The following is a 14,293-nucleotide window of genomic DNA, read 5'->3' as shown; positions in this document are numbered from 1 at the left end:
GTCACACCATCACGAAGAACACTCAATAAATTCTTCCACACTTTGGTCGGGATTCGTTACCAGGTCGTTTACGTAACCTTCTTGGGCCAATAGAAGCAGCCTGGCTTGGTCGATGTAATGGTTATAGGTTGTACTAAAATTATCGTGCCCCATCTGTTGAGTGATAGCTTGAATAGCAGCCATATCCCTCACAACGGTAGAGTCCTCAAGCAGGCCTTGCTTGAACCGCTTGATCAAAAACATTGTTGGCCACCAATGCCTGGCATCATAAAAAACCACGGACTCCCTAAATTGGCTGTTAGTAGCCATCGCGAGTTTTTTCGCCGCAAGAGTTCGATCTGAAATCATTTTAGATGTAATGGGTACTCCTTGCGCCGTCAGAAATAATATGGACGGTGGACACTTTTTTCCGTACCGCTCCTTGTACAACCTGGCACGCTCGTGATAATGCGGCTTGATATAATGCTCTTCCAAAGCTTTTAAATCGGCCAAATTGACCCGTATGGTACGGGACTTGAATCCTTTACTGAGACTTATGAGATAGGGGACAGTCGCGCCTTCTTTGACCATATTCTCATAAGGTTGGATATGGCTATTCGCCCCGTTACCTATGTATGGAAACTTGCAAAGCTCTGAGGGGCGCATAGCCGTGCCCAAGGATAATTTGAATAGCGCCGCGTATACCGGATCTGGATAACTCCGAATCAGTGTCTTGATTTCGTCATTCGTGATAAGCGAATACGACTGTTGTTGCCGTCTTTCACGATCGAGCACGGTGATATTTTTAAAATCAATGGTAACTTCTGCTTTGCGTTGAATATGACTCAACAACTGGTCACTTTTGAAATTGGCTATCCAAGTTCTGAACTGCACATCAACACATATCTCAAAATGCTCTTTCTTTAACCACGCGAAAAAATTGACTACACGTTGCGCGTCGTTGAATATGGTTTCAGACGTTGGAAAGGCTTTTTGTGTTTTAACGCGGGCGGTTTGCCTAGCCTCCTGCCAACTCTTGATATCCTCATTATCAGCAAGAGTGTGATAACTACCCACAGGTACAAGTTTGAATTTATCAAGCGTAGACAAGTAAGAATAAAAGCCGGAGAGCACGCTTGAGTATTTGTTCGACGTGGCGTTTGAGGCGCGCGTATTCTCGTACAAATACAAATTTACGTGACTAATTAAAACCCTATTCTTACCTTCATGAGCGATCAATACGTAATGAGAGACCTCCTTACCCCTAACCGTTTTGTACGAAATCAGTTCGCGTGAAATCTGGAGCATTTAATCACCCTGCTCCACTTTAAAAATAGTTACACGGCTAAAACCATCGTACACCGTAGGGTACGGCTCCTTATCGGCAGTCTTAAATTCAAATTCCGGAACATCATGAAATAAAAATTTGCGCTGAGCCTTCATAATAATATCGCTATCATTGTGCGGCGCGTAAACCTCTATCGTCGTCGCTCCTTTTAGACCGGCCACGAACACTTTCATTTCACTTCTAGAAAATAACGGAATGCACGCTACAACCCTAGGACTGGTCGCGCGCGCAAACTCACCACCTACAAACTTATCGAATCGATTTAGATATCGCTCCTGAAAAATAACCACTGGCATGGATTCTTTTCGAAGAAATTTGTTAATTTTTTCCTGCGTGCTCTGTATTGCAACTCTCTTGAGTTCAAGATAATTTTCAATATCTTGATCTTTGGCATAAAGTGCTTTCGCACCACTCAAATCGGCCTCGTACGTCAAAACAATATCAGCGATGACCTCACCCTGTTTTCTAGCATCGTTCAGGTGGACACCACTGGATACCAATGATAGCTGGTTCTTGAGCTCATCTTTCTCCCCTTTAAGAATCTCGACTTGCAGGGCCTTCTTCTTTAACTCTTCACGTAACAAATCAGAGTATTTTATGCTGAGGTCGCGATTCATTAAAGTGGTGATGTAACTCTGCTTTATCTTTTCCACCTCCGCTTGCATGCCAGAGCGAAGTTTGGTTATCGTCTCTTGTAAACTACGTATCAATTGCTGACTTTGAAAAATCACGTGCTCTGCCGGCAACGTTTCTCTTACCAAAAGCTCATCAACCGGCTTTTCACCGGTAATGTAAGGCTTCAGATGAAGGTAGTTTTTATGAAATGCCTGCCGAGATATTTTCGCTCGCTCGGACACGACCTGTATGGTCAGCCGTTCCTGAGCCCCGCCCAAATAATGATCGGTAATGATCTGCACGATCTTCGCTTCAGTGTCACTAACGGCCATATTCAACGCCTTTATTAGTAGCCATTTGGTTCAATTGTTTATGTCGCTCGTAGTCTGCCAACAGACGCTCATTGGCCTCGATTTTTTTCTCTAACTCAAAAGCGGCAGCATTGGATAGCTTTGACTGACTGGCCTTTACAGATCGGTAAAATTTAATGTTGTGCTGAAGGGATTCTTCGGACTCGCCCGTCGCTACGACGTACTGACAATAAACTTTACAGTTGGAAACATCCGGTTTTAACGGGTAAATCAAGTCAACCTTGCCTTCCAAGCAAGGAGGCATTGGCCCTTCATCGAGCGAGTCCCCTGTCAAGCAGAACGTATTGAGTACTGTACGCTGAATGAAAAATGCTCCACCCCCGTCCAGGATGTGGGAGACGTAATCCAGTACCGTCAAACGCAGCATCTTGCCTGTGAACAGTTCAGGGCGGGACAGTACGTCCGTTGCGAGCTTATCAACCGAATTCCCTGAATACCTTCCCGCTTGGATCTCCCGAACGACATTCACAAAATCGGCCGTGTAATGCTCTTTCATAGCCTCAACGATCGAAGCCACCAGGTACGGGTTGCGCGCAATGTACCTTAACGACATTTTGTAAGACTTGTGTCCAAACAACATGCGGATCAGATCAATATTGCGCTCAGAACGGTTGATGAGCATTTCTGCAATCGTTTTCCTGAACCTGTGAGGATGGATCGAATCGACACCAACCTCCGCACTGAGATTCGACGCCAAATTCTTAATCATACGGTCAACAAAATTAACTTCTTTGGGCTTACTGACTGGTTGAAACAAATATCCTTTGCGTAAGAACCCGCCAAACTCCCGAAGAGCACGGTACGAAAAAATTTGCTCCCCTAAAAAATCGGGAATGGATATTTCATCCACTTCTCCAAAGTAGTTCGGATCCGATGCGGTTTTGAACCGGGTAATACTGACATACCAAAGACCATCCGCCTTTTGGAAAACGTCATCAAACTCAATTAATGAAAGCTCACTAACACGCAGCCCTGTCATCAGGGAAAACAATATAAAAATACCATTCCGTATTTTATCCAACGCTAAGCCATATGATGCCCGCCAGAAGTAAGTGTAGTAGCCTGTAGCACTTTGAGTCCTGGAATAACCTACGACTGGTGACTCTCCGTCAATGGTTTTGCTTAAAGCTGCCTCAAACTCTTCATCAATATGCGCTCGATTTGTCGCCGAGACTCTTTCTAGTGCTCCCCACCCTTCGAGAAACTCGCGAGCTTGCTCTACCACTGGAATGGCTTTTTCAGTCCAATGAAACGCGTATGTCAGTAAAGACTTTAAGTCATCTTCAGAAAAGGGAGTCCAGCCAGTACTTTGCGATTCAATTCTCGCGTACACATCCTGCTGTCTCTCCTTAGTATTCACGTCCACAGCCTTGACCTGCAAACGATATTCTTGCGGAATCAACTTCTGCTCTGACAAGGAGATCCAAAAGTTAATATAAAAAAACAACAACCAATAGGCGCGCCCAGCCCCTTTATCTCGCGCATCGTCCAACGCAAGATTGACCATCTGAGTCGTAATCACTTGCAGGTCTTCAGGCCTGGCACTGAGATCGTTTTCGCGCAATAGAAATTGCTCAAGATAGCCATGAGATGTCGCATATGTTTGCGTCGAAATAAAACTACGAACAGTCCCAAATGGATGAAAGTTAGGGATCAGATGATAGACCATGACTTTTTTGAGATCATTACTGCCAGCCATGGCGCTATTGAACAGTACTTGAACAATAGTCTGACCGGGTCGGCGCAACAAAACCCAGCGATCCTCATGGTATTGCGCATACTGTGATACCGGAAAATCGCCCCCAGGATTCAACTTCAGCTTGGATAGCAGCCCACTGATAACCTGAACCTTGGTACCTTGAGCGACTTCGTTCAGCTCTGCGAAGTATGCCTTAGCTGCATCACGCGCTTGGCTTTCAATTTCTTCGATGAGCGCATCAAAGGATTCGTCTTTTTCTTTCATCCTTCAACCCTCATTAATCTTCGAAAAAAATACGCAAGGAACGCATGTCTACAGGTAAAAGCGCATCGTAATGGCGCAAGTAGCTTCGAGCGATATCCAATGCTTCCTGATCACCCCAGCTGTCCAGCACATATTGAATGATCGTCATCTCTGCAATGGCATCCGGATCGAAGTCAGGATTGCGCTCTGCATTGCGCTGCAACAGAGCTAGCCGCTCCATTAGATAGGGCAGCGAATCTTCCAAAATATAGATTTGGCTGCAAAAAAGGCACTTTTCAATCCTAGAGCAGCGCGCATCTTTTATCGGAATAACCCCTGGGTATGTTGGATTATACGAATCCATGCAAGCCCACAGCGGCTTCTCATGACCTGGAATCGTAAAGAGTCGAAACTGAGACACTTTGACTGCGTCGAAGTTATGATTAGCGAGCAAGCCTTGGAACTCACCATTGCGAAACATATCCATCAGCTCTTCTTGAGCAGCTCGCAATCTCACACGACGACGGGCCATTGCAGCTCCTGAACTGTCATAACTGACATCTGTCGTTTCGACTTCGCTATGGCCTTGCGCTAGTGCAATCAAGCTCAGAGGGTGGCCACGTTTGTTCCGGACGTATTGAATCCAGGTGACCCGCAGCCTTCCGTCAATATCCTCAGCCGACTCCAGGCGATTACCCGAATCAATAATATTTGCTGCGTTTAACAACTCTCTGACAGCGTCATTCCAGCCTGTCTGGGATGTAAGCGAAACTATTCTACCGGGGTGTTTTTCCGATACATTCAACCATCCGCGTACACCTCGAATACCCAGAAAGAGAGGGTTTGGCATCTTTGTTGGATTGGGGGCATGTGCGTCACGAGGTTGTTTACCAAGAGGTTCGGATAGAGCCTTGGCTAATTGAATCAAGTTATAACTTGAATACTTATCAGCCTTATCAGTAAATGCAGAAAATTGTTTGGGATTAAAATAAGGAAGCTTACTACTTTGCGATTTTTGCTTCTCAGAAACGATGAGTAGCTTTTTACTCGTAATCGAAGTGGTCAGGACGTGCTGATGGTTATCCTTGTTTAAAGCCAAAACCGTTTCTTTGTTCCAACCTGTTTGCAGCGTTAAAAAAATGGCAATCGCCACTTGATCGGTCAGTGTCGGATAGTAGAGGCCCAAGAGCTCTTCAAACTCGATGGAGTCGGGCGAATATCGTCTGAGTAATCCTCCTTCTCGACACACCGAATACACAAAATCCATTGGCTCCCGGCCGGTAGAGCTCAAGGTTTTGTTCAGCGCATCGTCGTAACGCGCAGTAAAATACTTAAGTGGTACGTAAAACGGATGGCCGTACTGCAGCAATGTCGCCAACGCTCGCACAGGATCAATTGTCCAAGCGATTGGGCGATGGGCGACTTTAGTGCGCTCCTGATTCGTGTTCTTTTCGGTGGGAGGTTCAGCAAGCTCCCTGCAAAACTCTCGCACCTCATACTTTTCGTAAGGCACGCCTTGCTCGACCGTCTTTCTGAATTCGAGCTTGACCCGTAGCTTGTCGATGTAGTCTTTCAAAAACGCCGTCAACTGCTCGTAAGCCGGCTCGCTCAATGGTTCTCTTGGAACTGACGCGGGGGCTGCAATGAGCGGCAATGTCAGCAGCGGCATGCCATCATTGAAGGATTTAGCCGTATTGACCAACGCGCCTTTTAGACGAACCGCAAGATCAGTAGAGAGGTTGTTGCGTTGGAGGTATTGTTCAAACGAACGGTATTCCTCTGCTCCCATCCGCTCAAACGAAACAATATGCAATTCCGGATGACTTTGACCGCTGTGCTCGACGACGAAATCAAGAAACCGATTGATTGCCGTCCTGATGCCGTAGCCCTTGGAATATGATCGCTCGGGAGCATACTTCGTGAATACGTAGTGAAATCCAGCACAGAGGTGATTGGAGAACGAAAACAGCGCGTGTTCCAGATAGCTACAAGGGATCGAGGTGCCATCTAACGAAGTCACGGCAGTGATTTCATGGTTCATCTGCAGATAACGCATCAGAGCCGCCTCAGCCGATTCTATTCAATAACGCCTGCACTGCCAGGCTTACCTGAGCGATCACGTCCTCAAGAGGCTGTGAGGAGTCCACAACCGTAAAATTCTCTGGACTCTCTTGGGCTTGAACAAGAAATCCGTCTCGTGCCCGCACCAAGAAATCGAGTTTTTCCTGTTCCATACGGTCAAGCCCCTCTCCCCTCGAAGTGACTCGTGCCATGCCAATAACAGGGTCGACGTCCAGGATGATGTTCAGATCAGGAGAAAATCCGTCCAACGCCAGATCGTTGATCGTGCGCACCAGATCAAGGGGGATGCCACGACCATAGTGCTGGAACGCAATGGTGGCTGGAGTGAAGCGATCACAGACGACGATCGTCCCCGCTTCGATCGCAGGACAGATCTTCTCTTTGAGGTGCTGCGCGCGGGCAGCTGCGAACAGCATCAGTTCGGTGGTTGGACAAAGCTCTGGGGTCTCGGGACTAAGCACCACTTCCCGAATTTTTTCGCCGATCGGGGTACCGCCGGGTTCGCGGGTAACTAAAACCTTTTTCCCGGCTGCCAACAACTGTTTCTCGATCTCTCGGATGACGGTGGTCTTACCTGCGCCATTGTTCCCGTCACACACGATCATGCAGCCCTTGCCCATCACACCACTCCCCATCAGCTTTTGGGTACTTTTCTTAGTACTCCTAATGGTTTACATATTGGAAGGGAGCGATGTAACTGTCAAGGTTGACATGAAGGCTAATAGCGATGTAAGGCGCCTTCCGGGCCTTCCAGAGTAATAAACAAGCCAGTCACAGGCAGTCCTTAATCAGAGTCATTGCGGGCTTTGCGGCGTGGTTGTTTGCGGTGCGGGCGCGGATTCTTGCGGCGCTACCGGTACCGGTGATGCCTCTTCGGGCGCCGTATCAGGCGAAGCCGCCGGAATCGCTTCACCGGACGGCGCCGCCTCGGGTGCCGTCGCAGGCGCGGGGCTGGACCGGTAGTCGGCGCGGCGCTTGAGCTGGAACTCACGCACGGCGGTGTTGTGCGCGTCCAGATCATCCGAGAACACGTGGCTGCCATCACCGCGCGCAACAAAATACAGACTGTTGCCGGCCACGGGGTTCAATGCCGCATGAATCGCTTCGCGACCAACCATGGCAATCGGGGTCGGCGGCAATCCGGAAATGACGTAGGTGTTGTAAGGCGTCGCTTCCTTGAGGTGGGCGCGAGTCAACTTGCCGCTGTACCGATCGCCCAAACCGTAGATCACGGTCGGATCGGTCTGCAGCAGCATGCCGATCGCCATTCGCCGAACAAAAACGCCGGCGATCTGCCCGCGCTCTTGCGGCACGCCGGTTTCCTTTTCCACCAGCGAGGCCATGATCAGCGCCTGATAGGGGTCGGTGTACGGCGCGTCGGCAGCGCGTTGCTCCCATTCCTTGGCAAGCACCTCGTCGAGGCGCTCGTAGGCTTTTTTCAGCAGCTCGACATCGGACATGCCACGCACGTAGCGGTAGGTGTCAGGGAAGAATCGCCCTTCCGGGAATACGCCGGCGTGACCAAGTTTGTCCATCACTTCGCTGTCGCTCAAACCGCTCAGGGTCTGGTCAAGTTTTTCAGCCTTGGCCAACGCTGCGCGGACTTGATGGAAATTCCAGCCCTCGACCAACGTCAGGCTGTACTGAACCATTTCCCCGCGCTTCCACAGCTCGATCAAGCCTTCGACCGTCATGCCCGGTTGCATGCGGTACTCGCCGCTGTGCAGCGGTTGTTTGGGGAGATTGAAACGCCAATATACCCGCAGCCAGAACGCATCCTTGATGACGCCATCGGCTTCGAGTCGATAAAAAGTGCGGGTGGGTGTCGTGCCTTTGGGCACGTCCAGCAAGGCTTCCTGGGTGATGTTCAGCGGCTGTTCCAGCGCCGAATGGATTTTCCAGGCAGAAGCGCCTAACAGCAGGCCTGCCAGAACCAGCCCGGTTTCCAGCAGCAGCAAGAATTTACGTCTCACGTATCAAGCATCCAATAGCGCACGAGCAATGGTTTGGAGTTTACGGGTGAGCGGCCCAACCGGCCAGCTCAGCGCAGCATAGGCGCGCACCGGCCAAATGCCATACACGCTGTTGCAGACAAAGACTTCATCAGCCCATTGCAGCTGATCGAGGGTGATGTCGGTGATTTGTGTGGGGATCGCCAATGACTCGGCTTGAAACAATAATTCGGCGCGCATCACGCCAGCCACGCCGCAGCGTTTCAGATCGGCGGTGATCAGCACCCCATCACGCACCAGGAACAGATTGCTGAAGACGCCTTCGATCACGCGACCAGCCTGATCGAGCATCAAGCCTTCGGCATGCTCGGTGTCGTGCCATTCGGCGCGGGCGATCACTTGCTCCAGGCGGTTCAGGTGTTTGAGCCCGGCCAGCATAGGTTGGCGTGAAAGTCGTGTGGCGCAGGGAAACAGTCGGATGCCCTGCTCGCCATGCACGGCGGGATAAGCGACAGGAGGATTGCCTTGCAGAATGCGCCGGCCTGTCGCTGAAGGATCGGCGGCATAACCGCGCAAACCATCGCCACGCGTGACGATGAGTTTCAGCACGCCTTCACCGAGCGCTGTGGCGTAGGCCAGCAATTCGCTGCGGATCAGTTCGTGGTCGGAAGCAATCGCAAGGCGCGTGCAGCCTTGCGCCAAACGCAGCAGATGCCGATCCAGCAACAGCGGCTGGCCGTCCCGCACGGCGATGGTCTCGAACAGCCCATCACCGTAAGCCAGGCCGCGATCCTTCAGCGACAGAGTGTCAGCCGGCTGACCGTCGACCCAGCTGTCCATCAGTCGGCAAACCGGCGGAACACCAGCGAGCCATTGGTGCCACCGAACCCGAAGGAGTTGGAGAGCACCACATCGATGTCCATGTTACGCGCCGTATGCGGCACGAAATCGAGGTCGCAGCCTTCGTCCGGCTCATCGAGGTTGATGGTTGGCGGCGCCACCTGGCTGTTGATCGCCAGCACGCTGAAGATCGCCTCGACCGCGCCGGCGGCACCCAGCAGGTGACCCGTCATGGACTTGGTCGAACTGACCGCCAGTTTGTAGGCGTGATCGCCAAACACCGATTTGATCGCGCAGGCTTCGGCGAGGTCGCCGGCCGAGGTCGAAGTGCCGTGGGCGTTGACGTACTGAACCTGATCGACGTTGACCTTGGCGTCACGCAGGGCGTTGGTGATGCAACGTGCGGCACCGGCGCCATCGGCGGGAGGCGACGTCATGTGGTACGCATCGCCACTGGTGCCGAAACCGATCAGCTCGGCATAAATGGTCGCGCCACGAGCCTTGGCGTGCTCCAGCTCTTCCAGCACCAGCGCACCGGCACCGTCGGACAATACAAAGCCATCACGACCCTTGTCCCAGGGACGGCTGGCGCGGGTCGGTTCGTCGTTGCGGGTCGACAGCGCACGAGAGGCACCGAAGCCACCCATGCCCAGACCGCACGCCGCCATCTCGGCGCCACCGGCAATCATCACGTCGGCTTCGTCGTACATGATGTTGCGAGCCGCCATGCCAATGCAGTGCGTACCGGTGGTACATGCAGTGGCGATGGCGTAGTTAGGTCCCTGTGCGCCCAAGTGGATGGACAGGAAACCGGAAATCATATTGATGATCGAGCCAGGCACGAAAAACGGAGAGATCCGCCGTGGGCCGGAATCATGCAAGGTGCGGCTGGTTTCTTCGATATTGGTCAAACCACCAATACCCGAACCCATGGCCACGCCGATGCGCTCGCGGTTGGCGTCAGTGACTTCCAGACCTGCGTTGCGCACCGCCTGAAACCCTGCGGCCAGACCGTACTGAATGAACAGGTCGAGCTTGCGCGCTTCCTTGACTGACAGGTATTCCTCGACATTGAAGCCCTTCACCGAGCCGCCAAAGCGGGTGGAGTAGGCAGAAAGGTCAGTGTGCTCGATCAGACCAATGCCACTGCGGCCAGCCAGAATGCCCTGCCAACTGCTCGGCACATCCGTGCCCAGTGGCGACAACATACCCATACCGGTGACTACGACGCGTCTACGCGACACAGCACTCTCCTTTTTCAAATGACGACTTTTGCATCAGGCCTAAAGAAAAAACCGCACGCCGTGATAGCAGTGCGGTTTTTCCATGACAGCAAGCAACGTTTACAAGCTATTAACCCTGATGGTTAGTAACGTAATCGATTGCGGCTTGTACAGTAGTGATCTTCTCAGCTTCTTCGTCAGGGATTTCGGTCTCGAATTCCTCTTCCAGAGCCATCACCAGCTCAACGGTGTCAAGGGAGTCGGCACCCAGGTCTTCAACGAAGGAAGCAGTGTTGACCACTTCTTCTTCTTTAACGCCCAGTTGCTCAGCAACGATTTTCTTGACGCGCAATTCGATGGTGCTCATACCTTGTTTTCACTCCTAATGGATAAATTCAGGCAGCTGGCCAGTGGGTAAGTGTATAGAAAGACTTTTCAGCTTTTCAACTGAAAGCTTCACTCCTCAAACCCGACAGCCCTCTGCCTATAAATAGATTGCAGCTTTATAACGGATTTTAGACAGCTCGTATGACATTTTTTTGAAGCAGTCCGTCACATTTAACTCATGTACATCCCGCCGTTCACCGGGATTGTAGCCCCAGTAACGTAAGCCGCACCGTCGGATGCAAGAAAAGCGACCACAGACGCGATCTCTTGAGCTTGCCCCAGACGACCCAGCGGAATCTGCGTCTGCAAGGCTTCACGCTGTGCCTCAGGCAGCTCGCGGGTCATATCGGTGTCGATGAACCCTGGGGCCACCGAGTTTACCGTAATCGAACGCGAACCGACTTCACGCGCCAGCGCACGGCTGAAACCTTCCAGACCGGCCTTGGCGGCTGCGTAGTTTACTTGGCCTGCGTTGCCCATGGCACCCACAACCGAGCCAATACTGATAATTCGTCCCCAACGGGCCTTGGTCATGCCGCGCAAAACACCCTTGGACAGGCGGAACAGACTGTTCAAATTGGTATCGACGACGTCATGCCATTCGTCATCTTTCATGCGCATCATCAAGTTATCGCGGGTGATACCGGCGTTATTGACCAGGATCGCCGGCGCACCGAACTGAGCCGCGATGCTCGCCAGCACCGCCGCGACGGATTCATCGCTGGTGACGTTGAGCTCAAGGCCAGTGCCCTGGATACCGTTTTCTTTCAGGGTCGCAGCGATGCGCTCGGCTCCGGAAGCAGAGGTCGCGGTGCCAATCACGATGGCGCCCTGACGACCCAGCTCAAGGGCGATGGCCTGGCCGATACCACGGCTTGCGCCGGTGACCAGTGCAACTTTACCTTGCAGACTCATGCAAGTTTCTCCTGATTCAGGCCAGCGCTGCACGAGCGGCAGCGAAAGCGTCTGGGGTATTGAGGTTGGATGTCGACACGCCTTCGGCGCAGCGTTTGTTCAGGCCGGCCAGCACTTTGCCAGGGCCGCATTCGACCAATTCGGTCGCACCCTTGGCCGCCAATGCCTGGACCGATTCAACCCAGCGCACAGGCTTGTAGAGCTGCTCAAGCAGATCGCGTTTGAGGGTTTGCAGATCGGCCGGCACGCTGGCGCTGACGTTCTGCACCACCGGGATTTGCGGAGCCTGCCAGTCGATGGCGGCAATCGACTCGGCGAAACGCTCGGCGGCCGGACGCATCAGCTCACAGTGCGACGGCACGCTGACGGGCAATGGCATGGCGCGTTTGGCGCCACGGGCCTTGCAGCCTTCAATGGCGCGTTCGACCGCGTCCTTGGCACCCGCGATAACTACTTGGCCCGGGGAGTTGAAGTTCACCGCGCTGACCACTTCGCCGTGCGCCGCTTCAGCGCAGGCTGCCAGCACGTCAGCATCGTCCAGACCGAGGATCGCGGCCATGCCGCCCTGCCCGGCCGGAACGGCTTCCTGCATCAACTGGCCACGACGCTCGACCAGTTTCACCGCATCACCCAGGCTCAGGCTGCCCGCCGCGACCAAGGCGCTGTATTCGCCCAGGCTGTGGCCGGCGACATAAGCCGGGCGCGCACCGCCTTCTGCCAGCCACAGACGCCACAAGGCGATCGAGGCGGTCAGAATGGCCGGTTGGGTTTTATCGGTTTGATTGAGTTGCTCTACCGGCCCTTGCTGGGTCAGCGCCCACAGGTCGTAACCCAGAGCATCGGAAGCTTCTTTGAAAGTGTCGAGGACAACCGGATGTTGCGCGCCCAACTCGGCCAGCATGCCGAGGGACTGCGAACCCTGTCCCGGAAAGACGAATGCGAGGGAAGCAGACATGTAACAAGCCCCTAATGATCTTGTCGTCGGAGAAATGACGTCCCGCTTGGGGGACTCAAGAAACTGACAGTTGGATGGCCAATTGAACTGAGCGGTCACATTTAAGCATTGTCCGACGAAAACGCCTAAAGCAACAATTCCTCCAGACGACCGCGAATCCGCTCCGGGAGATTTTCCTGAATCTCGATCACGGCACGCTGAATGGCGCTCTGAAACCCCTGAACCCCGGCCGAACCGTGACTTTTCACCACAATCCCCTGCAAGCCGAGGAAACTCGCGCCGTTATGTCGCGCAGGTGCCAAATCGGCCTGAAGACGCTTCATCAACGGCAGCGCCAACGCACCGACCATTTTCGACGCGAGGTTTTTCCTGAACAAGGCCTCGATACGCCCGGCAATCATGGTCGCCAGACCTTCACTGGACTTGAGCAGGATATTGCCGACAAAACCGTCACACACCACCACATCCGCTTCGCCCCGGTACAGACCGTCACCTTCGACAAAACCGATGTAGTTGATGCCGCGAGCGGCTTGCAGCAAGGTGGCCGCCAGCTTGACCTGCTGATTGCCCTTGATGTCTTCGGTGCCGATGTTCAGCAAGGCAACCCGCGGGCGAACGATGCCCAGGGTTTGCGCCGCGACCGAACCCATCACCGCAAACTGCAGCAAATGTTCGGCACTGCAATCGACGTTGGCCCCCAGGTCGAGCAACTGGCAATAACCCTTTTGCGTCGGAATCGCCGCCACCATCGCCGGACGATCAATGCCCGGCAAAGTCTTTAGCACATACCGCGACAACGCCATCAGTGCGCCGGTGTTGCCAGCACTGACACAGGCCTGAACCTTGCCGTCACGCAACAATTCAAGCGCCACGCGCATCGACGAGTCGGGCTTGCCGCGCAATGCCTGCGCAGGTTTCTCGTCCATGGTGATGATTTCAGACGCTGGGGTAATCGACAGGCGCGAGCGATCCATAGCCGATTGGCCAGAGAGCAATTCTTCAAGGAGGGCAGGTTGACCGACGAGGGTCAGGTGCAGCGAGGGTGTAGCCAACAGGCAAGCAAGGCTGGCCTGAACAATGCTGCGGGGACCGAAGTCCCCGCCCATTGCGTCAATCGCGATGACTTGAGCAGACAAGTGATTACTCGTCAGCGCCCTTGTCGATCACTTTACGGCCACGGTATACGCCTTCTGGCGATACGTGGTGACGCAGGTGAATTTCACCGGTGGTTTTTTCTACAGACAGAGTGCTTGCCGTCAGGGCGTCGTGCGAACGACGCATGTCACGGGCAGAGCGGGATTTTTTGTTCTGCTGAACAGCCATAATTGATTAACTCCTAAACGTTTGGGTCACGCTTTAACTGCGCCAATACACTGAACGGGTTGGACCGCGTTGACTCGTCCTCGCTCGGTTCGGGCTCATCGAGACCCGCCGGCTGCTGGCATTCTTCCGGATGATGAGCAGGCACAATGGGCAAGGCGAGCAGAAGCTCCTCCTCGATCAGTGACTGCAGATCCAATGGATCTTCGCCCAGTTCCAGCACGTCATAACCTTTCGGCAACGACTGGGTATTCGCACCCTCCTTCACCACAGCATAACTGCACCCGCGATTGACCGCGAGGTCCTTGCCCCAGTAATCCTTGACCCGTTCGAAGACGATCTGCCGGCCCGGCGTAACCGAGGT

14 protein-coding genes are annotated in these 14,293 nt (G+C 53.2%); all 14 read right to left on the bottom strand.

The features are described from left to right. Positions 1 to 9: 9 nt before the first annotated feature. Complete coding sequence (locus tag ACQKP4_RS16540; RefSeq protein WP_427634737.1) at positions 10 to 1,287, bottom strand: site-specific integrase; 1,278 nt, start codon at positions 1,285 to 1,287, stop codon at positions 10 to 12. Then, positions 1,288 to 2,274 (bottom strand): hypothetical protein, encoded by a 987-nt coding sequence (locus ACQKP4_RS16535; RefSeq protein WP_427634736.1) that lies wholly within the window; start codon positions 2,272 to 2,274, stop codon positions 1,288 to 1,290. After that, a complete protein-coding gene (locus ACQKP4_RS16530; protein WP_427634735.1) occupies positions 2,264 to 4,276 on the bottom strand; it encodes a tyrosine-type recombinase/integrase in 2,013 nt (670 codons plus the stop codon). Before ACQKP4_RS16530 ends, ACQKP4_RS16535 begins: the two co-directional genes overlap by 11 nt. A gap of 13 nt (positions 4,277 to 4,289) precedes the next feature. After that, entirely contained in the window at positions 4,290 to 6,311 is a 2,022-nt protein-coding gene (locus ACQKP4_RS16525; protein WP_427634734.1) for a hypothetical protein, read from the bottom strand. Between the two features lie 10 nt (positions 6,312 to 6,321). Beyond that, positions 6,322 to 6,957: a dTMP kinase gene (gene tmk / locus ACQKP4_RS16520; RefSeq protein WP_427634733.1), complete on the bottom strand. Its 636-nt coding sequence runs from the start codon at positions 6,955 to 6,957 to the stop codon at positions 6,322 to 6,324. Between the two features lie 174 nt (positions 6,958 to 7,131). Continuing rightward, complete coding sequence (gene mltG, locus ACQKP4_RS16515; RefSeq protein WP_427634732.1) at positions 7,132 to 8,310, bottom strand: endolytic transglycosylase MltG; 1,179 nt, start codon at positions 8,308 to 8,310, stop codon at positions 7,132 to 7,134. A gap of 3 nt (positions 8,311 to 8,313) precedes the next feature. Next, positions 8,314 to 9,129, bottom strand: coding sequence for an aminodeoxychorismate lyase (gene pabC, locus ACQKP4_RS16510; protein WP_427634731.1), 816 nt, complete (start codon positions 9,127 to 9,129; stop codon positions 8,314 to 8,316). After that, on the bottom strand, positions 9,129 to 10,373 hold the full coding sequence (gene fabF / locus ACQKP4_RS16505; RefSeq protein WP_427634730.1) for a beta-ketoacyl-ACP synthase II: 1,245 nt from the start codon (positions 10,371 to 10,373) through the stop codon (positions 9,129 to 9,131). Before fabF ends, pabC begins: the two co-directional genes overlap by 1 nt. 109 nt (positions 10,374 to 10,482) lie before the next feature. Beyond that, complete coding sequence (acpP, locus tag ACQKP4_RS16500; RefSeq protein WP_427634729.1) at positions 10,483 to 10,719, bottom strand: acyl carrier protein; 237 nt, start codon at positions 10,717 to 10,719, stop codon at positions 10,483 to 10,485. 191 nt (positions 10,720 to 10,910) lie between these two features. Continuing rightward, the gene (gene fabG, locus ACQKP4_RS16495) at positions 10,911 to 11,654 is read right to left on the bottom strand and encodes a 3-oxoacyl-ACP reductase FabG (RefSeq protein ID WP_427634728.1); all 744 of its coding nucleotides are present in this window, start codon (positions 11,652 to 11,654) and stop codon (positions 10,911 to 10,913) included. Positions 11,655 to 11,670: 16 nt separating this feature from the next. After that, a complete protein-coding gene (fabD, locus tag ACQKP4_RS16490; protein ID WP_427634727.1) occupies positions 11,671 to 12,609 on the bottom strand; it encodes an ACP S-malonyltransferase in 939 nt (312 codons plus the stop codon). Positions 12,610 to 12,734: 125 nt separating this feature from the next. Continuing rightward, complete coding sequence (plsX, locus tag ACQKP4_RS16485) at positions 12,735 to 13,745, bottom strand: phosphate acyltransferase PlsX (RefSeq protein ID WP_427634726.1); 1,011 nt, start codon at positions 13,743 to 13,745, stop codon at positions 12,735 to 12,737. A 4-nt stretch (positions 13,746 to 13,749) separates the two neighbouring features. After that, a complete protein-coding gene (gene rpmF / locus ACQKP4_RS16480; protein WP_008152339.1) occupies positions 13,750 to 13,932 on the bottom strand; it encodes a 50S ribosomal protein L32 in 183 nt (60 codons plus the stop codon). Positions 13,933 to 13,945: 13 nt separating this feature from the next. Beyond that, positions 13,946 to 14,293: YceD family protein (locus ACQKP4_RS16475; RefSeq protein WP_427634725.1), on the bottom strand; the 348-nt coding region annotated here is incomplete at its 5' end.

The sequence above is a fragment of the Pseudomonas sp. NPDC086278 genome (assembly GCF_050280905.1).
GTDB lineage: Bacteria > Pseudomonadota > Gammaproteobacteria > Pseudomonadales > Pseudomonadaceae > Aquipseudomonas.
Note: the sequence above shows the minus strand (reverse complement) of the source record. Positions and strands in the feature narration are given on the sequence as shown.

What these genes read in the sequence shown, in the direction of transcription:
- acpP (WP_427634729.1), bottom strand. Translation starts at nt 10,719, where the DNA reads ATGAGCACCATCGAATTGCGCGTCAAGAAAATCGTTGCTGAGCAACTG.
- fabG (WP_427634728.1), bottom strand. Translation starts at nt 11,654, where the DNA reads ATGAGTCTGCAAGGTAAAGTTGCACTGGTCACCGGCGCAAGCCGTGGT.
- fabD (WP_427634727.1), bottom strand. Translation starts at nt 12,609, where the DNA reads ATGTCTGCTTCCCTCGCATTCGTCTTTCCGGGACAGGGTTCGCAGTCC.
- tmk (WP_427634733.1), bottom strand. Translation starts at nt 6,957, where the DNA reads ATGGGCAAGGGCTGCATGATCGTGTGTGACGGGAACAATGGCGCAGGT.
- pabC (WP_427634731.1), bottom strand. Translation starts at nt 9,129, where the DNA reads ATGGACAGCTGGGTCGACGGTCAGCCGGCTGACACTCTGTCGCTGAAG.
- rpmF (WP_008152339.1), bottom strand. Translation starts at nt 13,932, where the DNA reads ATGGCTGTTCAGCAGAACAAAAAATCCCGCTCTGCCCGTGACATGCGT.
- ACQKP4_RS16525 (WP_427634734.1), bottom strand. Translation starts at nt 6,311, where the DNA reads ATGCGTTATCTGCAGATGAACCATGAAATCACTGCCGTGACTTCGTTA.
- ACQKP4_RS16535 (WP_427634736.1), bottom strand. Translation starts at nt 2,274, where the DNA reads ATGGCCGTTAGTGACACTGAAGCGAAGATCGTGCAGATCATTACCGAT.
- ACQKP4_RS16540 (WP_427634737.1), bottom strand. Translation starts at nt 1,287, where the DNA reads ATGCTCCAGATTTCACGCGAACTGATTTCGTACAAAACGGTTAGGGGT.
- ACQKP4_RS16530 (WP_427634735.1), bottom strand. Translation starts at nt 4,276, where the DNA reads ATGAAAGAAAAAGACGAATCCTTTGATGCGCTCATCGAAGAAATTGAA.